At 54.0% G+C, this 23,643-nt stretch carries 17 protein-coding genes; 12 read left to right on the forward strand and 5 right to left on the reverse strand.

What is annotated here, in order from left to right:
* Positions 1-22: 22 nt before the first annotated feature.
* The 4 genes from FTW19_RS13385 to FTW19_RS13400 are packed head-to-tail and all read left to right on the forward strand — an operon-like array spanning position 23 to position 3,731.
* Complete coding sequence (locus FTW19_RS13385) at positions 23-868, forward strand: cytochrome c oxidase assembly protein (RefSeq protein WP_246153285.1); 846 nt, start codon at positions 23-25, stop codon at positions 866-868.
* Complete coding sequence (locus FTW19_RS13390; protein ID WP_147648100.1) at positions 852-1,622, forward strand: MlaE family ABC transporter permease; 771 nt, start codon at positions 852-854, stop codon at positions 1,620-1,622. The genes FTW19_RS13385 and FTW19_RS13390 overlap by 17 nt, the downstream gene beginning before the upstream one ends.
* Complete coding sequence (locus FTW19_RS13395) at positions 1,586-2,359, forward strand: ABC transporter ATP-binding protein (RefSeq protein ID WP_246153287.1); 774 nt, start codon at positions 1,586-1,588, stop codon at positions 2,357-2,359. The genes FTW19_RS13390 and FTW19_RS13395 overlap by 37 nt, the downstream gene beginning before the upstream one ends.
* Before the next feature lie 4 nt (positions 2,360-2,363).
* On the forward strand, positions 2,364-3,731 hold the full coding sequence (locus FTW19_RS13400; RefSeq protein ID WP_147648101.1) for an MlaD family protein: 1,368 nt from the start codon (positions 2,364-2,366) through the stop codon (positions 3,729-3,731).
* Positions 3,732-3,743: 12 nt separating this feature from the next.
* Here the strand turns inward: FTW19_RS13400 and FTW19_RS13405 are convergent, their stop codons facing one another.
* The 5 genes from FTW19_RS13405 to FTW19_RS13425 form a co-directional block, all read right to left on the reverse strand.
* Positions 3,744-4,757, reverse strand: a complete 1,014-nt coding sequence (locus FTW19_RS13405) for a metallophosphoesterase (protein WP_147648102.1) — start codon at positions 4,755-4,757, stop codon at positions 3,744-3,746.
* Between the two features lie 63 nt (positions 4,758-4,820).
* Entirely contained in the window at positions 4,821-6,356 is a 1,536-nt protein-coding gene (locus tag FTW19_RS13410) for a hypothetical protein (protein ID WP_147648103.1), read from the reverse strand.
* A 29-nt stretch (positions 6,357-6,385) separates the two neighbouring features.
* Positions 6,386-7,642 (reverse strand): BamA/TamA family outer membrane protein, encoded by a 1,257-nt coding sequence (locus FTW19_RS13415; RefSeq protein ID WP_147648104.1) that lies wholly within the window; start codon positions 7,640-7,642, stop codon positions 6,386-6,388.
* A gap of 45 nt (positions 7,643-7,687) precedes the next feature.
* Positions 7,688-8,977, reverse strand: a complete 1,290-nt coding sequence (locus FTW19_RS13420) for a hypothetical protein (RefSeq protein WP_147648105.1) — start codon at positions 8,975-8,977, stop codon at positions 7,688-7,690.
* A 31-nt stretch (positions 8,978-9,008) separates the two neighbouring features.
* Complete coding sequence (locus FTW19_RS13425; RefSeq protein ID WP_187142969.1) at positions 9,009-10,403, reverse strand: NTP/NDP exchange transporter; 1,395 nt, start codon at positions 10,401-10,403, stop codon at positions 9,009-9,011.
* Positions 10,404-10,657: 254 nt separating this feature from the next.
* Here FTW19_RS13425 and FTW19_RS13430 point away from each other — a divergent pair, with 254 nt between their 5' ends.
* From FTW19_RS13430 to FTW19_RS13465, 8 genes are all read left to right on the forward strand, one after another.
* Positions 10,658-11,458 (forward strand): acetoacetate decarboxylase family protein, encoded by an 801-nt coding sequence (locus FTW19_RS13430; RefSeq protein ID WP_147648107.1) that lies wholly within the window; start codon positions 10,658-10,660, stop codon positions 11,456-11,458.
* A gap of 72 nt (positions 11,459-11,530) precedes the next feature.
* Positions 11,531-12,367, forward strand: coding sequence for an acetolactate decarboxylase (budA, locus tag FTW19_RS13435; protein WP_147648108.1), 837 nt, complete (start codon positions 11,531-11,533; stop codon positions 12,365-12,367).
* A gap of 27 nt (positions 12,368-12,394) precedes the next feature.
* Positions 12,395-14,056: an acetolactate synthase AlsS gene (gene alsS / locus FTW19_RS13440; protein WP_147648109.1), complete on the forward strand. Its 1,662-nt coding sequence runs from the start codon at positions 12,395-12,397 to the stop codon at positions 14,054-14,056.
* Positions 14,057-14,579: 523 nt separating this feature from the next.
* Positions 14,580-15,554, forward strand: a complete 975-nt coding sequence (locus FTW19_RS13445; protein WP_147648110.1) for a quinone oxidoreductase family protein — start codon at positions 14,580-14,582, stop codon at positions 15,552-15,554.
* Between the two features lie 319 nt (positions 15,555-15,873).
* Positions 15,874-19,119 (forward strand): carboxypeptidase regulatory-like domain-containing protein, encoded by a 3,246-nt coding sequence (locus FTW19_RS13450; protein ID WP_187142970.1) that lies wholly within the window; start codon positions 15,874-15,876, stop codon positions 19,117-19,119.
* A gap of 94 nt (positions 19,120-19,213) precedes the next feature.
* Positions 19,214-20,383 (forward strand): AraC family transcriptional regulator, encoded by a 1,170-nt coding sequence (locus FTW19_RS13455; protein WP_187142971.1) that lies wholly within the window; start codon positions 19,214-19,216, stop codon positions 20,381-20,383.
* Positions 20,384-20,647: 264 nt separating this feature from the next.
* Complete coding sequence (locus FTW19_RS13460) at positions 20,648-21,424, forward strand: SDR family NAD(P)-dependent oxidoreductase (RefSeq protein WP_147648113.1); 777 nt, start codon at positions 20,648-20,650, stop codon at positions 21,422-21,424.
* Positions 21,425-21,433: 9 nt separating this feature from the next.
* Positions 21,434-23,584: a PQQ-binding-like beta-propeller repeat protein gene (locus FTW19_RS13465; RefSeq protein ID WP_147648114.1), complete on the forward strand. Its 2,151-nt coding sequence runs from the start codon at positions 21,434-21,436 to the stop codon at positions 23,582-23,584.
* The last annotated feature ends 59 nt before the right edge of the window (positions 23,585-23,643 follow it).

A 23,643-nucleotide genomic window follows, 5' to 3' on the forward strand; every position in this document is an offset into this window, starting at 1 on the left:
TCTGCAGACTTCATGGCAAAGCTTGCTGACGGACTGGGACATCCCCATTGGGATCAGTTGTGTCCTTGCGGCCGTCGCCATTGTCTATGTACGTGGTTGGCTCGCGCTCAGGCGTTCACGCCCGGCTACGCTGCCAACCTGGCGGCTGGTCGCGTTTCTTTCCGGCCTCATAGCTCTTTTTATCGCCGTATCTTCATCGCTCGATACTTTTAGCGAAGTCTTACTTGTTATGCACATGGCGCAGCACTTTGTGCTGATGTCAGTCGCACCCCCATTGATCGTTTTAGGCGCTCCTTTTGTTCCCATGTTGCGGGGACTGCCACGATGGCTCATCCGAAGGGCTGGGGGGCCCATCTTCCGATCGAGAGTTGTTCATCACTTAAGGCGCTTCCTGTCCTGCTTATCTGTCGCATGGCTGGCGATGAATTTGACCTATATCGGGTGGCACATCCCCAAAGCCTACGAATTTGCGCTCTCCTCGGAGGGCTGGCACAACTCTGAGCACGCGTGTTTCTTCGTTACGAGCCTGTTGTTTTGGTGGCTTGTGTTCCAGCCATGGCCCATGCGCCGCACGTTTGACCAGTGGATGATCATTCCTTACTTGCTGACGTCAGATCTGGTTAACACCGGTCTGTCGGCGTTCCTCTGTTTTTCTGGTCGATTGCTCTACCCAACCTATGACATCGAAAATCGGCCATTCGGAATCGACGCACTCAGCGACCAGGTTGCCGCTGGGTCATTTATGTGGGTTTGTGGTTCCGTGGTGTTTGTAGTACCGGCGATCTACCTAGCCGTCTCCATTTTGACGAGCCACCGCTCGATGATGAAGCCGCCGGAGATCGAGAGGTACCGTGCTCTGGTTCCGTAGCGTCTTCGAGTTTGCTGGTAAGGTGGGCCATTTTAGTATTCGTGTGCTCATTGATTCAGTGCGATCTCCATTTGAATTTGCGCAACTATCCCGTCAACTCGCCGAAGTCGGCAACAGATCATTAGCACTGATCGTCGTTTCAGGTTTTGCGCTCGGGGCGGTGATGACGCTGCATACACGAAATACACTCGTGACCTTCGGCGCCGCTGCGATGATCCCTGCTGTTCAGGCTGTCTCATTCTTTGTCGAGATCGGGCCCCTTGTGGCAGGCCTGCTCCTGGCCGGAAGGGTCGGATCGGGTATCGGCGCTGTGCTTGCGAACATGCGGGCATCCGAGCAAATCGACGCAATCGAATCGTTGTCGATCGACTCTTTCAAGTTTCTTGTCGTCCCCCGGGTCCTTGCCTGTGTGATCGCTTTACCGCTGTTGACATTATTTATGGATTTCTCGGGACTGCTGGGCGGTTTTCTTTCAGAGGTGCTATCGTCACACATCTCTCCCGAGCTCTATATCAACCGGGCGTTCGATAACCTTCAGTGGTCCAACTTTATAGCGCCCACCTTGAAGACAGCGATCTTTGGCTTCATCATCGGGTCTGTCTCCTCGTATTTCGGATACACGACTGATAAAGGAGCTCAAGGCGTCGGCGAAGCTGCGACAAATAGCGTGGTCGTGTCGTCCCTGCTGATCATCGTCGCTGATGTCCTCTTGATTAAATGCATCTTCTTCCTGTTTCCAGACACGGCGATATGACCCAATCTCCTTCAATTGCAGTTGAGTTCAAAAACGTCACGAAGGCGTTCGGTGAGAAACGTGTCTTAAATAGTGTCTCCTTTCGAATCGAGCAAGGGCAGGCGTTGTGTCTACTCGGCCGGAGCGGCACAGGTAAGAGTGTCACACTCAAGCTCATTATGGCGCTGATGCGGCCTGATTCGGGACAGGTCTGGGTGGACCAGGACAATGTCGTCGGGATGAATGAGCACGGACTATCGAAGGTAAGAAAAAAGCTGGGATATCTTTTTCAGGATGCCGCTCTTTTTGACTCCCTGACGCTCTATGAGAATCTCTCCCTACCTCTCCAGCGACTCACGAAGAAACCTAAGGATGAGATCGATGATGTCGTCCATCGGGTCCTAAGCGACGTCGGTTTGGGTGCAGATGGAGCGAAGTACCCCTCTGCGCTGTCTGGAGGAATGAAGAAGCGTGCCGGGCTGGCGAGAGCTCTCGTTCTTGAGCCGAAGATACTTCTGGCCGATGAGCCGAGCAGCGGCCTGGATCGCATTACCGCTTCAGAGATCGACGAACTGCTTTTGCGCCGAAAGGCCGAACATGGCACAGCTTTGATTGTCGTGACCCACGACATACATGGAGCTCGCCGTGTGGCGGATCGAGTAGGGGTTTTAGATAAGGGAAATCTGGTCGCTTTTGGTTCGGTCGCGCAGGTTACCGAAAGCGAGAACGATGTGGCTCGCAGACTCATCACGGAGTAAACGCATGTCGAAACGATATTTTGTAGTTGGCCTTTTTATCATCGCTGGACTGACTTTGTTCGCGATTGGAATCTTCCTGGTTGGAAATCGTCACGAAGCCTTCTCTCGGCATTTAATGATCTACTCCGAATTTGTCGACCTTGACGGACTCGCCAAAGGATCGAAAGTACGAGTTGCTGGGATGGATGCGGGCCAGGTGACGCGGATCGATGTGCCAGGGTCACCAGATTCCAGGTTTCTCGTACAAATGAGAATCAATGAGCAACTCCGTGGTCTCGTGCGCTCCGATTCGATCGTGACAGTGGATACGGAAGGTGTTGTGGGTGAAACGTTCCTTTCTATTCACCCGGGGAGTGCTAACGCGCCAATCGCGCAGGCCGACTCGGTGCTTGCGAGTAAGCCGGCGGTCGCTATGTCCGATCTTCTGACTCGCGGATTGGTTGTGATGAACGATGCCGACACTGCACTAAAGCAGGTGAGCGGAAAGCTGGGTGTCACTCTGGATGGAGTCAATGGTGCGGTTGGCAACGCAAACAATCTGCTCGTTGGACTTAAACAGGGGCAGGGAACTGTGGGCATGCTCCTGAAGGATGAGAAGGTAGCAGGTCAAATCCGATTAGCAATATCAGATGTTCAGTCGGCCACATCCAATCTCAATCAGGCTTCCATCCATGTGAACAACCTTATGGGCGACGTTCAACAGCGCCAGCTCCCACAAAAGCTCGATGACACCCTTACGCAGGTTCGGTCGGCAACGGCGGAAGCGAGCACAACGGTTCAACAAGTCCATAAGACCCTGGATCAGGCACTTGGACCGGATACAAACGGTATAACTGCTGGACAGAATATCAGCCAAACGCTGACCAATATTAATGTTGCGACCTCCAATATGGCGGAAGATACAGAGGCGCTCAAGCGCAACTTCTTCTTCAAAGGGTTTTTCAAACGTCGTGGCTACTATAGCCTCGCCAGCTTGTCACCGAAGGAATACCGTCAGAGCAAATTGTTTGCGAATGTAAACAACCACCGCTCGTGGCTTTCGGCCGACCACCTTTTCCGGCAGGGACCACAGAGCCCTGAAGAGCTGACGGCAGAGGGGCGTCGCTTGATTGATTCGGCTATTGCGGGATATGGCGATGCCGTCTTTCAGAGCCCAATTGTTATCGAGGGCTATTCTGATACCCCCGATCAGGCCGACCAGCTCGACAGCTCTTATCGTCGGGCACAACTAGTGAGGGTTTACCTGGAGGCCCGGTTCCCATTTGCGACAAAGAATCTTGGAATGATCTCTCTTGGCGGGACCCCTCCGCCCGGTCTGGACCATGATCGCTGGTCTGGAGTCTGCCTTCTTGTAATGCAAAAGAGACAGTAAGGGGAGACTCATTTATGTGTGAGGTGCGTCTGCTCGATTCTTGCTGAATTCATATAGAGTGGCAGCGTTCTTAGCGATGTGGCGAATGGTCAGCCTTTCATGGGAGAGCTCCAGATCCGTAAAACCCAGCACGCGGTGACCCCAGCCTCGAGGCGTTGGCTGTGTATTCCACCCTGCCAGTCGTGCACCGCCCCCGCCCGACACCACAAAGGAGGTAGGGTGTCCATGGAATTCAAGGTGTTGGAGGTCGTGGTCATGTCCGGAGAGATAGAGGTCTACTTGATGATGCCGCAGCAGGAGATCCCATTCCTCGATCAATGCTCGATTGTCACGATGGATTCCGTTGCTATAGAGAGGGTGGTGGGCGGCGACAGCAAGGAAAGGCGTTGAGCGCGGGGAATTGAGTTGTTCCTCGAGCCATTTATTCTGTTGTTCATGTTCTTCCTTTGTCATCACGAAACTCCACGGCCAGGGATCCAGGCCCTTGCTGCCAGGAAGATTGGAATCGAGGCAGAAGATGGTCAAGAGAGGATTCTGCTTGGGTACCTGAACTGTGTACCATCGGTGCGGCATACTCCATCGTGAGCTCCGTTGTGTGTAGGCCAACTGTGTCTCGACTTTATTGCCACGGAGCCTTTCATAATCGTGATTTCCTAGTACGGGATACACCGGACCGGGGAAGGACGATGATGGATACATTTGCTCGAACTGCTTGAGCCAGCGATCAGAGTTCACCCCGCCAGGCATTTCACCGTAAAAATTGTCCCCCAGCATGAGGAGAGCATCTGGCTTAATCCCATAGTCGGAACACCATTGTTTCATCGCCAGAGCAACCGCGATCTGCTGGTCGAGATCACTTACGGTACCCCAATCTCCCAACATGAGGACGTGATGGGCCTGAGGATCCGGCGATGAAGCCTCAATAACAGAGGATCTGGCTTGAGAGGAACCGAAGTACGCAAGCGCCGAGAACTTTGCGGTCTGCAACAGAAATCGGCGCCTGCTCCATTCACCTGGACGATTCATCTGGGTTATTGCTCGCTCATTCGATAATCCGCTGTAGTTCCTCGGAAATGTACGAAGGGGGCATCAAAGGGAGGTTCGATCGATACCGACGGCCTGCCAGCCTTCAGTAGATCTTCTGAAGATCACGGTTACTCCCTTACGTGCTTCTTTTGCCTCCGTCAGAGTACAACCAATAAAAGCTCCTTCCTGGGCTGAAGCTAGATCAGAAGGAACCTGGGAAGATGAGCCGGCTACAGGAGTCCTTCGACTGTTTTGATTGTCGAAGGAAAACCACGAGATCGCGTACGACGAGGCCGGGAGCAGATCAGACGTTGCGCCCAGATCGGTGTAATGTAGCTCGCCGCCAGCAATTGTGAAATCTTCAAGAGGAGCCACTCGTGAAAACCACGCGCGGCCAATGATGTCTCGACGCGCAATTAGAACCTTGGTAATGTACTCGGCCACGCCCGGGTCAGAGAACTGACCTTCCCCTACGATGGCGCGAATTTCGTCTTCTTTGAAAGACGTGACCCGTTTGGCACCCCAGTACGCATCGATTGGAGTCATGGCGAGGAATGCTGGGTTGGGATAGTTCGGTTTCCATGTGAGCGGGTCAAATCCGGATGCTGTGAAGTTTCCTGCCGCCGGTAGATGGTGAGGATATCTGACCGTCTCCCACTTTGCCGGAACCAGGCCAAAGGTGAGTGCCCGCTTGGCTTGCTCACCACTTGTCGGCAGCCAGTCTTCCTGGCCATGCCGGGGATCCTTAGCGATATCACTATCGCTTCCAAAGGAATCGCCGAAGTCAAGAAGGTGATGTACGACGCGAGCGTCGGGTCCTTTACCCACGACAGAGTCAAGGGTATTATCTCCCTTTGCGTCTGTGTGATTGATCCACGCAAATAACACCTCAAGCCCTCGCAGATCCCGCCGTTGTTGATGCTGGATCAAATCGTTCGGATCATCACTGCGAACAGACTCATATCGGAACGGCCCAACGATACGTCCCTCAACCGACAAACTCGCCATAAGACGAATCTTTCCGCCCGGCTCTGTGGGAACAGCATCCAGGATCTTCTCCAACTGGTCGTGGTTCATCGGATGTCTCTTGCCAGAGAGCGCCGTAATCATCGCCTTTTCGGAGAGACGAAAATCTTTCCGGCTGGCAATTAGGATGTAGTTCTCGGGAACGTTATAGCCGGCAGCATAAAGGAAGAGAGAGCCGATGACATCCGCGGCGGTTGCCATTTCGGGGTTGGATTGAGGATCGACCTTAATGAAATAGATAAGGCCTCGGGCATCTTTAATACGAAAGCCTGGGGTCACTCCTTCCGTTTTAGCAGCAACCACCGTGAAAGGAGCTTGCGGCTCGCCATGAACACGTGCTCCGGTCTTCAACTCCTCGAGACTTAGCTTGGGTCTGTTGGTGTACCAGCTCGAATCAGGAACCTCGCCGAGCGTATTCACGCCCAGGCTTGGAGTCGGCGGCGGTGTCTTGTATTTAGCAGAGTGATAAACGAAGTCGTAGATATCATTGATATCCTGGACCGCGGCCTTTTGAGAAGACTCGATCTCGGGAACTCTCTTGAGTGGGTCGTCTGAAAGGAACTGTTGTGCCACCAGTGTTCTTGTGGAACCGGCTGTAGCAGCTAGAAGGAACGGAAGAGCCTTCCAAATGCATTGTTGAATACGAACCATACCTTGACTCCCTCCGGCGAAACGCCTAAATCTACTCTCACCACTTCTTGCTGCTTGCTTTTGATCCTGACGCCAAAACCTCCGTCGCCGCGAAGTTCACGTAAGCCCACCAGGCCCGGACGGCTGTAGACGTTCCCGCCATCGCCAAAGATCGCCAGTTCCAGGCTTCCTGCAACGGACCAACGGTACTCGCCATTCAGCACGGAAGAGCCATTGCCGTAGTAGCGATAGCGCTCATAGCCACGAAGATCATTTGGGCCACCAATCGTCGGTTGCAGATAGAAAGGTACCTGCTGGCCGGAGGTGGGAAACGTCGTTTCGTTCCGCGCCCGAAAGGCGAGCGTTCTCATACCATTGAGAAAGGGAACGTAATAGGTCGCCTGGGTCTGGAGGCGATGAAAATCAGAGTGATTTCCGCTTCGATCCCAAAACTGCGTATCGCTGGCTTCGAGGATTAAACCTTTTGGACTACTAAAGCTTGGGGTCGTGAAATCGGCGGTCACCGACGCTGTGCCGGTTATGAAATTCGACTGTCTCTGTAGCCCGGGTGTATTTGCTTCATTGAAGAGCTTATCCGCCGAAGGCCAATCGCTAAGGTCACCGGGGCCGACATTGACGAGCAGTCCGCCAACGGCATAGCCAGCCGCAAGCTTCCGGTCGACAAAGTGACATTGTCCCCCGAAGTGGGCAGTTGTAAACTCACGTCTGAAGTCACTCCGGTTTTCTTTGATCGAATTGGAGCCGACGCCGTAATAGGGCATGGAGGCTGCGTTCTCATAGGCTCCATCCGCATGGAACTCCAGGTGGTCGTCCAACAGATTAATCAAATCCAGAGATGATTCCGCGCGGTACCACTTCTTGGTCGAACCTACGATGTAGCTATCACTCACCAGATGGTCCCATAGCAGGTCTCGGCGGACGTAACCTGGTCCAAGCGAGAAACCGCCTCCGGTCGGCAAGCCCCCAAGCTTGGGAATGAGTCCATTCGGATTGACGACTGGATTGATAATCCGTTTTTCAAATCGATCGAACTCTTGTTCTCCATGGGATGGTCCTACGGGAGAAAGAGACCTTGCCTTTGCCCTTTCGCTCTCGGCGATGGTGGCACTTCTCGTTGAGCCCACTAACGGCTCCTGAGCAAAGCCGCTGACGCAGCTGAGGGTCACCGCTGACGATATTGCGACGATTTGTATCATCTTGTGTGTCACGATCTTTCGCCTCCAACTTTGACTTAAAACGTTGCCCAACCGTCCTCACGCGAGGACCGCGCCCTCCCGAGCCAGTTTTTGAAGCGGCAATTGTTTGTCGCCATCACCTTGTTCCAGGGACTTCATGCGATCGACCCGAACGAGGAGCCAATGACTACAGAACCATAGGCAGACGGCTAATCCTGCCACTGCGAGTAGTGTTGATCGGACGTTTAGGCCCGAGTTTGCTGCAAGCAGGAGTTGCAATATTCCCGCAGCAGACATATCACCGAGGCGCTCTCCGACGACGTCTATCAGTGGGCGAATCTCAACTCTCAGCTTGTCAGGCAATGTGGCATAGATCATCTCGGTGCCACATCGTTGCGCAGAGTTTCGAAGGGAATACTCTCCAATTCGGAGGTATTCGAAAACCGAGAACACGGGAGCAATCAATGCTCCGAGCGCTGCGGTCGCGACAATTCCGGGATAAAGGGTCAGGCAGCGTCTTGCCCATTTCCCCGCAACGATGCGCCGGACAACGAGCTGCGAAAGCAATGCTCCCAGGCAAAGTAGCCCTTGCATAGAGCCCATAAAGTGAATTCGAGCAGCCTGGGAGTTATAGTGTTCTGCAACCCGCACACGGAAGACGAGATCAAGCAGCGTTGACGTTGACGCTCCGACAATCGTGAAAATGACGAGCATGCGGGCGATAGCGCTCGACCAATGTTTTCGATCTGCATTTTGTTCACCTGCTTTGTGCTTGACCACGAACATGCAGCTTCCATCCCGATGGAAAAGGAGAAGTATCGAAGTCGCAATGTCCATGACGGCAAGCATTAATAGCGATGCCCGGAGATCGATGGCAGATGGGAGATAAACGAGTCCGAAACCTGCAAACATGCCTGCGGCGGTGCCGGATATCAGCACTGAAGGTACTTTGTTCGTATCACCATGGTTGCAGTGGCTGGTCCAGTCACCAATCAATACCCAAATGAGCGAGAGCCCGATCGCGGTGGAGGCAGAGACTTCAATGTAGTAAGCCTTCAACATCCACGGGTAGTTCTGGAAATTGAGCCCAATGATAATCTCTGCAATTGCATTTACTGCGTAGAAAATCCGCACTACATGGATACGTGCGTCGGACCGGAGGAACAACGAGCACACAAGGCTGATGGTGATGGCCAGCAATGTACCAAGAACTGTCAGCGCTGGCAGATCGGAGACCGATAGACGTGATCCTAGTAACGAATCTCGAAATGCACGGCTGAAGACGTAGTGCATCATCAGGAGTGAATAGGACAGAACCAGGATTGGAAATGAACTGTCGCCGAGTCGCGTTTTGTAGCTCTTTATCATGCTTCGAGGGAGTTGTTGTTGTAAAAGGGGGCTAATGGCACTCGGGTGCCAGGTGCTTGTGTTCGATGTAAAGCCTATAAGCGACAAATAGCCAAAGCACTGTGATAACCAGGGTCATCGTCGCAAATGCACGGACATTGAAGTGGAGGGCGGTCCCAACAAAGATGACACCTGCCTGCAGGACATCCCCCAGCCGTACGCAGAATGTCTCTATGGCTGCTTTGACCTTATATTTCGCTTCTCTTGAAGTTGGAAGAAGCAAAGCATGCCGTACGGTATTTTGCAGAGAGTAGTTGGTTGAATTTTCTGCGATCTTGAGCACACGAACGACACGCAAGATCGGACTCGCCAGGATGGTCACGAACGTTGCTAGGGATATCGCAGGAAGGACGAACAGCGATCCTCTTACGCCGATGCGCTTGAATATGCGCGAAACCAGAAAGGTCTGGATGATGAAGCTGACTAGATTCGTCCATTCGTAGTACGACGCATAGTAGCTTCCGATATACGCCTTCCTCGCCTTCATCAATGAGGCGGCCGTACCGACAACTTCATTTGTCTGGTTTACTAGTAGCTTTCCAAAGATGAAGTCGCCTGAGAGACTAACGATATTCAAAAGTACTGTAAGGATCGCAATCAAAAGCAAGTAGCGATCTCGCATCAGTAGCTGGAAGCCACCCTCACTGCTGAGAGTTTCAGTATCCTTCTTCTTTTCCTGCTCTCCCGCGCGTTTTGTGATCACGTAACCGGCAAGCCGGGTGAGGGCAGAGCAAACACAAATCACAGCCGCTGAGATCAGAATGATCTTGTAAGGTCCCAAAGGGCCTATCAGTCGACCGGCGATCCACGCACCGCCAACAGCGCCGGCGGAAGCACCCACGCCGAGCAGTGGAAACAGGCGTTTACCTTGTGATTGCGAAAAGAGGTCTGTAGCGAATGACCATAGCTGCGCAACGCTAAAGACGTTGAAGATGCCGACCCAGATGTAGTAGACAATGCCGATCCGGGTTCCGGTTCGGCCGACCAGATAAAAAATGATGAGATTGGACGCGAAAAACAGCGTGGTGAATCGCAACAGACGGTTGCGATTGAGATGCGTTGCTATCCAGCCATAAAGGGGGACGACGCCGAGAAGGATGATGGCCTGCGCCGCAGAGGAATACGCCTTTACCTCCGCACCACCCTCAGCCAGAATGAGGGACTCCCTTACCGTCTTGAGCAAGTAGTAGGCGCCCAGCAGCGTGAAAAGATTGATTGTCAGGATGAGTGCGCCCAGGCCTTCACCAGGCTGAACATCACTGATGATGGAGAGCGTTTTCTCGAGAAGGCTTTTGCGTGGTTGCAGGTCGCTTCCAAGAGGGGGGGTATCGGTTGCCGTGGTCGTCGCAAAGCTCATTTTGCCGGCCTCCGTATCCGATGCACCCATGGACCCTCCCCAAGTATTTCCGTGTCCTGTATCGATGCATCGTATCGAGATCGTCGAGGTGATTCCCATTACATGTTTCTGGTAGCCCGGCTAGCAGAAACATGTAATTTCTCTTGTTGACATTCAGAGCTAACATCTGCCCTGTACCGTAGGCCGCTCACGCCTTGTAGAACCGAGGGTTTTGCAAGGCTTCGCAATAGGGTGGCGGAACTGTTTGGCATGCCCGTGCAATCACAGCGCAAAGGAGAATATCAATGCTGAAAGGCTTCAACTATCCGCTCACGCCAAAAGGTAGATCGACTCTAAATCCGCCTCCGCCGTGGTACTACTCGGCAGACTTCCTGAATATCGAGTTCTGGTCAGACCCAGCGGCCGTGGCGGCAGTACTACCCGATGGGCTTGATCCAGATCCCTCGGCCGATGGACACGGCAATGCACTCTTTTATGATTGGCAGTTTAGCGGTGATAACGAGGAGTATCTTGACCCGGCGCGGTATCAATACCGCGAATTCTTTCTGCTGTTCGACGCGCTCTATGAAGGTAAACCGGTAGCTTATTGTCCCTACATCTTTGTCGACAATGACGCTGCGATCGCGCGCGGCTGGACTCAAGGCTATCCGAAGCGTCTTGGCCAGGTATTTCAGACACGGTATTACGCTGCAACTGGCAAGGCAGGCCCGGCACTTGCGCCAGGCTCGAAGTTCGCCGGCTCGTTGACGTCGGCAGGACAGCGGCTGGCTGAGGGTGTCGTTACTCTGAAAGAGCCTGTGACTGACCCGCAACTATTGAAGCAGCGCCCGATCGTCAACTTGCTGTACACCCCGCGTTTGGCTGCCGACAGGCAGGACAAGCCAGCAGTTCTTGAACTGGCGGAAAATGTTCCTCACGACATCAAGATTGAGCAGGCCTGGGTGGGTGAAGGAAGTTTGACTCTTCCAGTTGCAAAAGGGGAAGAGATCTCCGACCTTGTACCGATACGTAGTGGTAGGGGAATTCGCGCTTCAATGGCATACGTCGTCGATGATCTTAAGACGCTTAAGAGCTTTACAGTATAGAAAGCCTGGGGCGGCGCAGGCGTGACGCCGTCCCAAATCCTTATTGGATACGAGCACCTACCGGAGTTGAGCGTGAAGACCATCGAATGTAATCTCCCGGACTCGCTGTATGAAGCGCTCATAGCGAGAATGCAGGCTGACAAGACAACTTGCGATCATGTCGTCTCCATGGCGCTCTCTCAATGTCTTGGCAAGCCACTTCACACGTTATTTCAAGTATCGACGTCCGCTGCTTTGGTTGAGGGCCTCTATCAAGGTGCGGTAGAGGTATCTCGCCTCCTCAGGCATGGCGATTTTGGACTCGGTACTTTTATCGATCTGGATGGTGAGATGGTCGTCATCGATGGGTGTTGCTACCAGGTACTACCCGACGGCAAAGTTGTTCAGGCGAGGGAAGATTGGCTTATTCCGTATGCTGTTGTGACTCGTTTCAATGCGGAGTTTTCCCGGCGATCATCGAGCCTGGAGAACTTTGGCGAACTGGTCTCCGTTTGTGATGCACTACGAGCGTCTGAAAACCTCTTCTATGCCTTTCGAATTGACGGAAGCTTTTCTTGGGTCAAGACGAGGGTCATGAAGCCGGTCTCGAAAGGGATTGGACTGAAGGCCGCCGCTTCGGCTCAACAGGAGTTTCTGTTGGAGGAGCAGGAAGGCACCTTGGTCGGTCTATGGTCGCCTGGCTTTGCAGGGGCGTTCAGTGTCCCTGGATACCATTTCCATTTTCTTTCGAAGGACCGAAAACGAGGAGGACACGTACTCGACTGCAAGACGGCGGAGGTCGCCATTGGAGGATGCGCCATGCACGAGATGCATGTGTCTCTACCTGAGACAGAGGAATTTCTAAAAGCGGACCTCACCCGTGATCCCGGTGAGGCTCTTATGCACGCGGAACGAAATCATGATTCATAACCCTGACATTGATATCGAGAGGGCAAGATGAGTTTGAAGAAGAACGGCGCTGAGATTGTTGTGGAGTCGTTGAATCGCTATGGCGTTCAATATGTATTCGGCATTCCCGGCGCAAAGATCGACAAGGTGTTCGATACGCTTGCAACCTCCCCGATCCAAACCGTTGTCTGTCGTCACGAGCAGAATGCAGCCTTCATCGCTGGAGGCATCGGCAGGCTTACCGGGAAGGCCGGCGTAGCGATCGCGACTTCTGGGCCCGGTGTCAGCAATCTTACAACCGGCCTCGCGACAGCCAACAGCGAGGGCGACCCGATGGTAGCCCTCGGCGGTTCTGTAGCGACTTCACAGAGCCTGAAGCAGATTCACCAAACTCTTCAGTCGGTCTCGGTTCTGAGACCGGTAACAAAGTATTGTGCAGAGGTGAACTCTCCCGACTCTATCGCGGAGGTCATGGCGAATGCATTTCGTTCTGCTGAATCAGATCGCCCTGGCGCTGCATTTGTCAGCCTTCCGAAGGACATCATGGAAGGCGAAGCGGCGTGCGAGGTGCTGGACGTGCTCACAGGCCCTGTGTTCGGGCCAGGAAGCCGCGAATCGCTCGAAGCCGCGGCCGGAATCCTAAAAGGTGCACAGCGTCCCGTGATTCTATTAGGCTTGCTCGCAAGCCGTCCGGAGAATGCCAATGCTATCCGCGCTTTCATTCGAAAGAGCCATATCCCCGTTGTTGGAACATTTCAGGCCGCGGGAGCAGTATCAGCCGACCTATTCAAAAACTTTGCAGGGCGTATAGGGCAGTTGGACAATACGCCCGGTGATGAGCTGCTTACCGCAGCCGATGTCATTATCACTATCGGCTATGATCCCGTTGAGTATGATCCGTCGATATGGAACCACGCTCGAACCGCGAAGATTGTTCACATCGATTCGACACGTGCCGATGTCGACAACTTTTATTCCCCCGCCGTGGAAGTATTAGGCGGCATTGCCGCCAGCCTCTCCGCTCTGACCGAACTCGTAGAGCCAATCATTCTTGCACCGGATGTCGAGCGTTTTTTTGACAGCCTCGCCTCGAAGAGAGGACTTCGCATGGAGGAGGCAGATCGTTACATTGCAAGTCCGATCCATCCGCTACGGATTGTGGCTGAGCTTCAAAAGTGGCTTGCCGATGACGTGACCGTATGCCTGGATATGGGGTCGTTTCATCTCTGGATTGCCCACTTCCTGTATAGCTTCCGGGCCCGTCAGATTCTAATCAGCAACGGCCAGCAAACCCTTGGAGTTGCTCTGCCTTGGGGGATTGCCTCCTGCCTGGTACGGCCCAATGAGAAGACGCTGTCTATCTCCGGGGATGGTGGATTCCTTTTCTCAGCCATGGAGCTTGAGACAGCGGTAAGGCTCAAATTGAATCTTGTACACATGATCTGGATCGACGGAAGCTACGACATGGTGGCGGTTCAGGAGCAGGCGAAGTACAAGAGGACCTCAGGCATTAGCTTTGGTCCTGTCGATATTGTGAAATATGCGGAAGCATTTGGTGCAACGGGTCTGATGATTCAGTCACCCGATGAGATCGGCCCTCAACTCCGGAAGGCCTTTGAGGTTCCAGGTCCTGTTCTCCTTGGAATGTACGTGGACTATAGGGACAATCATCTCCTCTTCGAAAAGGTTCATGAGCATCTACTCAACTAACGCAAGTCCTCCATATTGCATCTGGCACCTGTATGACATGGCAACCCGCAAAAGATGACGGACCGCCGGAGCCTTCCGGAGCGGGCGAGATCGTTCCGGGAGCTTCAGGTGTAATTGCCTTGATAAGGCCGCAAGACCGGGAACTGATGGAAGAGCTTCCGGCTGCGGTCAAGGGAGATCTTGAGATCTGTACAACCGTCAGGGAATTCATTGAGAGATGTACGGACTCTCGTTACGCGGTCGCGGTATTACCACTTGGTGTGTTGCCTGATGACCATCGAGCGCTCTTGCGTGGCATACTTGCGGCGATGAGGTTGCGGCCGTCCATTGTGATGTATTCGCCGAGTGGTAGCCCGACACGTTGGCGGGGTTCTATTGATGCCGGAGATCTTACAGTCGTGGTCCGGCCATTTACGGCGGAACGCCTTCACTCTGCGATTGCGCGTGCAAACGCAGAGTTTGAGGGACGCTCCGACGGACGACAGTGCTAGCTGCATCATCGCTGCAAAAGGGGAGGCCGCAGATGAAAGCGATACAGGTTCAAGTACCTGGAGGGCCGGAAGTTCTTCAACTCCGCGAGCTTCCCGATCCCGTGCCTAAATTCGCGGAAGTATTGATCAGGGTCCATACTTCGGGTGTGAACTTCATCGATGTGTATTACCGTCAAGGTCACTACAAAGCTCCGCTACCGTTCATCCCCGGAGGCGAGGGGGCAGGGTATGTCCAGGCGCTGGGTGAAGGCGTAACCGGCTTGTCCATAGGGGACGCAGTGGCATGGTTCGGCCCACTGGGAAGCTACGCGGAAAAGGTAGCGATACCGGCAGACAGGGTAGTTCCCGTACCCTTTGGCATGGACCTGGAGAACGCTGCCGCTCTGATGATCCAGGGCGTTACTGCTTACTTCTTAAGCCACCTCACGTTTCCACTAAAGCCTGGAAGTACTGCTCTGGTCCATGCGGCTGCCGGCGGAGTGGGTTACCTGTTGACTCAGATGGCAAAGCTCGCAGGCGCGACCGTGTTCGCAACGGTATCGACTCCAGAGAAGGCTGGACTGGCCCGTGAAGCGGGCGCGGACCACGTGATTCTCTATACCCAAACGAAGTTCGATGAAGAGGTGGTAAGAGTCACTAACGGAGCAAAGCTTGATGTTGTCTATGACGGCGTCGGACAGTCAACATTCGAACAATCATTGAGATGTCTTCGCCCCCGTGGTCTACTGGCCCTTTATGGGGCATCGAGTGGTGCTGTCCCGCCATTCGACCTCAGCCGGTTGGCGCCGATGGGATCGCTATTCATTACGCGGCCAGTTTCAATCGACTATGTGAGAACGCGGGAACAACTCATCTCCATCATGGAACCCATCTTTGAGATGTATCAGAGCGGGAAGTTGAAACTGCTTGTGAGGCCGCCTTACACGTTGGAAGAGGCGAGCAAAGCTCATATTGAGCTGGAAAGCCGTCGATCAACCGGAAAACTCCTCCTTTCTATTTGTGGCTGATAGTTCTCCTGACTCTGTTTGAGACAAGAACAGAGCATTCGTGTGCCATCAGCACGCAAGCTCGTGTCAAAACATCCGCCGGAAAGCACACGCGATGGCTGAGGGTTAGAGAGAGACTCACCGCGCTCATTGAGGGTTAGTAAAAACTGTAAAACTTTGCCCAAATTACATAAATCACCTGCATTGCTAGTGGTGATTTCTGTCAATTACCGTTTTCCCGATTCATCGGTAAGCCGTCTGAGATCTGCAGACCCTGCGCCTTTTCACAATCGTGAGCATGGACCGGGCGGCTCCAAAAGATGTGAATCGGAGGCAGATCATGAATTACAACAGAGGCCCCCTGGGCCGACTAAGGGACGTTTTGCGGAAAAAATTGATTCTGGTGGCGCTTCCTATCCTGGTTTGTGCAACTGGTCTTGCGCAGACCACCGGATCGTTGCTGGGGGTAATCACCGATCAAAATGGTGCAGTCGTTTCCGCGGCGAGAGTGCGAGTTACAGACACCGATACAGGGTTTACGAAAGAAACTGTCTCGACAACAGATGGAACCTATTCCGTTCCACTTCTACCCGTTGGTCATTACTCGGTGAATGTCGAAGCCGGCGGATTCAAGACGTTTACCCGCACCGATATTCTTGTTCCGGTAGCGCAGAACATTCGTATCGATGTGCAACTTCAGATCGGTGCGGTGACCCAATCGGTAACGGTTGAGGGGAATGCGGTAAACATCGAGACAACAAACGCGACGTTGGGACAGACGATCGATACCGCCCGTTTGAACAGCCTTCCATTGAATGGACGAAATGCACTGGGGCTTCTTCAGACACTTCCTGGGGTGGCCGTTTCGAATACACCTACCTATGTCACCTGGGCTCGCAGCGGCCCCTCATTCAGCATCTCCGGAAGCCGCACAGACTTCGGCAACCTGATGCTCGATGGCACCACTTTCACCGATGCAATCTCGAACACCAGCCAAAACCTCCCGACCGTAGATGCCTTGGAAGAGTTCCGGGTTCTTACCGACAGCTATGGTGCCGAGTATGGAAGGGCCGGCGGCAGTGTCATCCTCGCGGTTACCAAGTCGGGTACTAATCAGTTTCACGGTAGCCTTTGGGAGTATTTGCGCAACGACGCCTTTGATGCTGCGAACGCTTTTACTCCTCGGGGCTCAAAGAAGCCTATGCTGCGCCAAAATCAATTCGGCGCTGATATTGGTGGACCGGTGATCGTTCCCGGGTATAACGGCCGCAACAAGTCATTTTTCTTCTTTGGGTACGAAGGTCTTAGAATTCACCAGCAGGCCCTTACGGTGGCATATCCGCTAACGGCGCCTCAACGGACAGGCGACTTTTCGGCCCTCCTTCCCTCACAGGTGATTAAGGATCCAGCGACCGGCTTGCCTTTTCCGGGCAACATCATTCCCGCAAATCGGATCGATAGCATCGCGACGAATGTGATGAACCTTTATGTCCCGTTACCCAATCAGCCCGATGGAAGCCTAAGGCTTTCGCAGGCCGTACCAACCACCGCGAATCAGTACATTTTCAAGTTCGATCAGGCCTTTGGGGGAAATGACAGGGTCTGGTTCCGCTTGTTCCGGAACAACACCTCAAGTGTTTCGCCAGGTGCGATTCCGTTCTTTGCAAGTCCTTCAAGCGGTACATTCCAGAGCTATGCGCTCAACTGGACCCATACCTTTACTGCCAATCTGGTTAATTTAGCTCAGGTTTCTTACTCGCGCCCGGAGGGCATCTCGGATACGACGAAGAACGGCAAGTCAGCCCAGGAGCTCGGCATTAACACCAATGGATTCACTCCATATCCTCAGACTCCATCAATTAGCACCAGCGGTTTCTCGCTGGGCACCGGCTGGTTTATCGATGAGCCATCCTATTTCCGTCAAATCGATGACAACCTTTCCTGGATGCATGGGAGCCACACCATTCAGGCCGGCATCATGGTCAACTATCAAGGGAATGGAGACCTCGCTTATCCGGCGATGGGTTTGAACTTCTCCGGCTTGTATACGGGTAATTCTGCCGCGGACTTCCTGGTCGGCCGTCCTCAGAACTTCAATGTAACGACAACAATCATCGACAATGGAACCTCCACTATCGTCCAGCCGTTCGTTCAAGACAATTACAAGTTAACCAAGAGACTGACAGTCAATCTCGGTCTGCGTTGGGCTTATCAAACACCCTGGACACAAAAGCGTGGTAATGTTTCGACCTTTACCTACACACCCGGCGCGCAATCAACGGTCTATCCGACCGCACCTCCTCAACTTGTCGTACCTGGTGATAAAGGCGTCTTGGCAGGCCTGTATAACGGCTGGAAGTGGGGAGCCGAACCTCGGCTCGGTTTTGCCTGGGACGTTTTGGGCGACGGGTCAACGTCACTGCGCGGTGCCTGGGGAATGTTCCACGCCGCGATCAACGAGGAAGTCGAAGCTATCCAGACGAATAACGAACCGTTTCTCGTAAGCTTCAGCACCACTCCGCCGAGCACCAGAAATCCCTGGGCAGGGCAGACGGACCCCCTACCGTATGACCCGAAAAAGCCAAGCTTCGGGCCGTTCCCCGGGATTACTCAGTCGTACATCGATCCGGACTATCGACCGGCGGATATTCAACAGTTCAATCTCAATCTCCAGCGCCGGTTTGGTTCAGACATCTTCGCCGAAGCTGCGTACGTTGGAACCGTGTCGCACCATCTCTATGATTCCCGCGACATCAACGCTGCGGTCTACCGCCCAGGTGCGACGGAAGATAACGCTCAGTCGCGGCGTCCGATCTTTCCGCAATACTACGGCAGCATGCCGGGCCTGTTCTCTGATACCGACGCGAACTACCATGCTCTCCAGATGAGTGTGCAAAAGAGGTTTGCTCACGGTTACTCGTTGCACGGCTCTTATACGTGGGGCAAGTCGATCGACAACAGGTCCCAATCCTTACTTGGATCCGGCGCTCAAGACCCGAACAACTGGGGACGGGCGGAACGTGGACTGTCCGACTTCAACGTCGGACAGATCTTCGCAATCAATGGGTTATGGGATCTTCCGGCCCTCAACGGCAAAGGATTTCTTACTGCAATCGCCGGAGGGTGGAAGCTGAGCGGAATCTTCCGTTATAACGGCGGCAGACCTCAATCCGTCTACTCCGGTCAGGACAATGCTCTCATCGGATACTCGCGCCCGAATGGCGGCATGATAAGAGCGGACGTTGTCGGAAAGCCGAACCTTGATCTCGGCCGTTCGCGGCGAGAGTTGGAAGCCAAATACTTCAACACCACATCGTTCGCCCAGCCCGGGCCAGGTAAGTTCGGCACCGTCGGACGCAATACTATCGTCGGGCCTGGATTCCTTCAAAACGATATCTCCATCATGAAGAAATTCGGCCTGCCCGGTGAGCTAGGTGCGTTCCAGTTCCGTGCTGACCTTTTCAACCTGATGAATTGGACCAATCTCGGCCAGCCGAGTACAACAATGACCTCGCCGGCATTCGGCCAGATCACCAACGCCGGTGATCCACGAATCGCCCAATTCGCTCTAAGGTACGATTTCTGACCGTGTCGTAGCCCTCCTCGCACACCATCCGTCACAGCATGCCGTGATGGATGGTGTGTCCTTTTCATTCGTAGTGCTAGACTCTTGCCTATTAATGCCCCGACAGACTCGCAAGATCGCTCTTATCTATGACGCCCGGTCACCCTATGACCTCAAGGTGATGGCCGGAGTAGCGGCATATTTGCAGGAGGGCCATCGTTACAGTGTCTTCATCGAAGAAAATGCCTTGAAAGACCAGAGGTTACCCGATCTGCGCACATGGGAAGGCGATGGCATCATCGGGAACTTCGATGACCCTGGAATCGCGCGTCGTGTCACTCAGGCACGCTTGCCTGTCGTTGGTTTCGGCGGCGGGTATGGGTGGTATACAGAGGGTTCTATCCCGTACTTCTATACGAATAACAAAGCAATCGCGACACTAGCCGCCGATCACCTCCTGGAGCGTGGGTTTAAACACTTCGCTTACTGCGGCTACGCAAAGAGCCCGATCAACGGCTGGTCGCAGGAACGCCAGGAAGCATTTGTGAATCATCTCCGAAGGCGAGCGGCATCCTGCGATGTATTCGATCGTTACCCCCGGTCAAATCACAACTGGGCCACACTCCAACGTTCCCTGGGCGAATGGCTGCGCACACTCCCAAAGCCACTTGGCGTCATGGCCGCCAATGACAACCGTGGCCGGCAGGTGCTCGAAGCATGTCGTGCTTACGATATTGCAGTCCCTGATGAGGTTGCTGTTGTCGGCGTTGATAATGACGAACTCCTATGCCGTTTGAGCAGTCCACCCCTTAGCAGCGTGGAACAGGGGGCAAGAGGGTTGGGCTACGCGGCGGCAGCACTACTCGACCAAATGATCGAGGGACGGCATTCAAGGAAGCGGCATTATGTCTCAGACCCCACAAGTATCGTTACCCGCCAATCGACTGACGTTCTAGCGATCGATGATCCTAAGGTTGCGCAGGCCATGGCCTTTATACGCGACCATTCCTCCGACGGTATCAAGGTGCCTCATGTTGTGAACGCTGTTGCCATCTCTCGTTCTGGTCTTGAGACTCGCTTTGCCTCGGCTCTCGGCTATTCGATTCACACTGCAATACGTCACACACAGTTGGAACGGGTGAGGCGGCTGGTGTCAGAGACCGAAATGCCACTGAAACAAATTGCCTCGGAAACGGGCTTTCGGTCAGTGCAGCACATGACCACGCTCTTTGTCGCCGCCTTCGGGCAGACTCCGGGCAAATATCGTCGAATCTCTGCGATTTAGGCCGTTGCAAATAGCTTCGTCACGATGGCCAATCCGCGTCTTTCGTGTTGGGCAAATGTGTAAAGGTATGACTCATTTACATAAAGAAGAGCGATTGAAGCCCATTGGTACCAGTGAGTAATCTCCCACCATGGTTTTAATGGGTCAAGTTGGAAAGCCCAAGTGCGTTACTCTTCATATCACGCGTGGTCGCGAACGCCTCTCGAACAACCGCCTTCGATTGAACTCGTGCACCAGAGTGGTATCGGAGGGAGGGAAGTAAAGATGACTGGGAACAATCACTATGCGGCGTATCCAAGCCTGTGTGATCGAGTCGTTCTGATTACGGGCGGAGCCTCTGGAATCGGATCAGCCATGGTGGAGCAGTTCGCGCTTCAGGGGGCCAAAGTAGGGTTTCTCGACATTGCCGTCGATCAAGCAATGGAGTTGATTGACAGCCTTAAGGGAAGATCCACGCATCAGCCGTTCTTCATCCGCTGCGATATCACTGATATAAGCGCCTTGCGACCGGCAATTCAGCAGGTCGAGGAGCACTTCGGGACAATTCGGGTTCTGATCAACAACGCTGCGAACGATGACCGTCATGACATGCAGGATGTGACCCCGGAATATTGGGACAACCGGATGAACGTTAATCTCCGACACCATTTCTTTACGATTCAGGCCGTGAGTCCGGCGATGACGTCAGCCGGAGGCGGGTCAGTCATTAACATGAGTTCGATTGCCTGGCGGATCCCGTCGATGGGGCTGCCGGCCTATGTGACGGCGAAGGCGGCGATTGTTGGCCTGACGCGTGCGATGGCGCATGAACTCGGATGTTCGAAGATCAGGGTAAACAGTGTCTTGCCCGGAGCCATTGCAACAGAACGTCAGAAGCAGCTTTGGTGGACCCCGGAATATGAGGCCGAGATCATGGGCAGGCAGGCACTGAAGACAAGCGTCCTTCCAAACGATGTTGCTCGCATGGTCCTGTTCCTGGCATCGGATGACAGCTCTGCGATTACCAATCAAAGCTTCGTTGTTGATGGCGGTTGGGTTTAGAGAGGCGACATGTTTTCGAAGAAGACAACGATAGCGTTTTTCACTGCCACGTTCCTTGCAGGGGGTGTTGGTCTTCATTGGACTCCGATTGCCTCCGCTGCCCATTCGTCATCAGAATCCCGGGGTGAGGTGAAGGATTGGCCTTCTTACGGGGGGCAACCGGCAAATGACCACTATTCAACGCTGAGCCAGATTAATCGCACCAATGTTTCCAATTTGAAGGTTGCCTGGACCTTCGAAACTGGCGAAGACGGCGGTATGGAAACGAACCCTCTCGTCATCGGGCGAGTGCTGTATACATATACGCCCTCCCAGAAAGTCATCGCACTGGACGCGGCAACCGGTAAATTGCTGTGGAAGTTTGATTCGGGCGTGCCCGCGGAACAGCCCACTCGTGGCCTCTCGTACTGGACTGACAGTAAGCAGGCCAGGCTGTTCGCGGGAATCATGAACTATCTGTATGCGCTTGATCCGCAGACGGGAAAGCCAATCCCGGGGTTCGGAGAGGCTGGGCGTATCGATTTAAGGAAAGGCCTTCGCGGTGACTATCAACTTCAGTCCATCGCTCTGACGACGCCTGGAGTTGTCTACAAAGATCTCATCATTGTTGGCGGGGAGATGCCGGAGACCTTACCGGCCGCACCCGGCGATATCCGGGCCTACGACGTCCATACAGGTGCTACGCGCTGGACATTCCACACCATTCCTCATCCAGGCGAGTTTGGATATGACACCTGGCCGGCGGATGCCTGGCAACACTCTGGAGCGGCGAATAACTGGTCCGGCATGAGCCTGGATGCGGAGAGAGGGGTTGTGTACGTTCCCACCGGTTCGGCATCCTTCGACTTCTATGGCGGCGATCGGCTCGGTAACGATCTGTTTGCGAACACACTCCTGGCCCTGGATGCAAATACGGGCAAAAGGATCTGGCACTTTCAAGGCGTGCATCACGACATATGGGATCGAGACTTTCCCTCGGCGCCATCGCTTGTCACGGTCAGGCGTAACGGAAAGACCATCGATGCCATTGCACAGACGACGAAACAGGGTTTCCTCTACCTCTTCGATCGGTCGACGGGAGAGCCCTTGTTTCCAATCGAGGAGCGGGAATACCCCTTCAGTGCAACTCCAGGTGAGGTGACATCGCCGACCCAACCTCATCCGTTGAAGCCGGAGCCATACGCTCGGCAGATCCTGACCGAGGACATGCTGACGACGCGCACGCCTGAGGCACACGAATGGGCGGTCAAACAATTTCGAACGTTCCGCTCTGAAGGGCAGTTTGTTCCATTCGGCCTCGACAAGCAGACCGTTATCTTCCCTGGCTTCGACGGGGGAGCTGAATGGGGCGGTCCCGCCATTGATGTGAAGAGCGGAGTCATCTATATCAATGTCAACGAAATGGCCTGGACGGGAGGCCTGCAGAGAAGTGGCATGGCCAAGAGCCCTGGCGAGGAAACCTATAGGAGCCAGTGTAGCGTCTGCCACGGCGCGGACCGTGCCGGTTCACCTCCGGGATTCCCATCGCTGGTTCAAATCGACAAGCGGCTGACAGACGACCAGATCAAAGCAGTGGTCCACCATGGCAGAGGTCGAATGCCAACATTTCCGGGTCTGAGTGATTCGCAACTGGACGGGTTGTTGTCCTTCTTGAAAGACCCTGCGTCCATTTCGGGTGACAAAAAGGAAATGGAACCCACTTCCGGCGTGTCGTCAGATAAAGCCGGCCCTCAGTACAGCTTCACAGGCTATCGAAAGTTTCTTGATCCGGATCACTACCCAGCGATCGCTCCACCATGGGGCACGCTGAATGCAATCGATCTCAATACGGGGGAATACCTCTGGAAGGTTCCCCTCGGTGAGTATCCAGAGCTTGCAGCGAAGGGAGTGAAAAACACCGGATCGGAAAACTATGGCGGCCCAATCGTTACGGCTGGTGGGGTTGTATTCATCGGGGCGAGTCTCTATGACTCCAAGTTTCATGCCTTCGATTCTCGCTCCGGAAAACTGCTCTGGGAGACAAAACTCCCATATGCGGGCAGAGCAACTCCAGCAACATACATGGTCGATGGAAAGCAGTTCGTCGTTGTTGCGACGGGTGGCGGGCGTTATCAGATTGCGCCGGCGAAAGGCGTATACGTCGCCTTCACGTTGCCCTGACGCTTCGCAGCCGCTCTACTAGTCCTCAAGAACCACGACCGCAGGAATCAAGCTCAAGG

The organism is Terriglobus albidus (assembly GCF_008000815.1).
GTDB lineage: Bacteria > Acidobacteriota > Terriglobia > Terriglobales > Acidobacteriaceae > Terriglobus > Terriglobus albidus_A.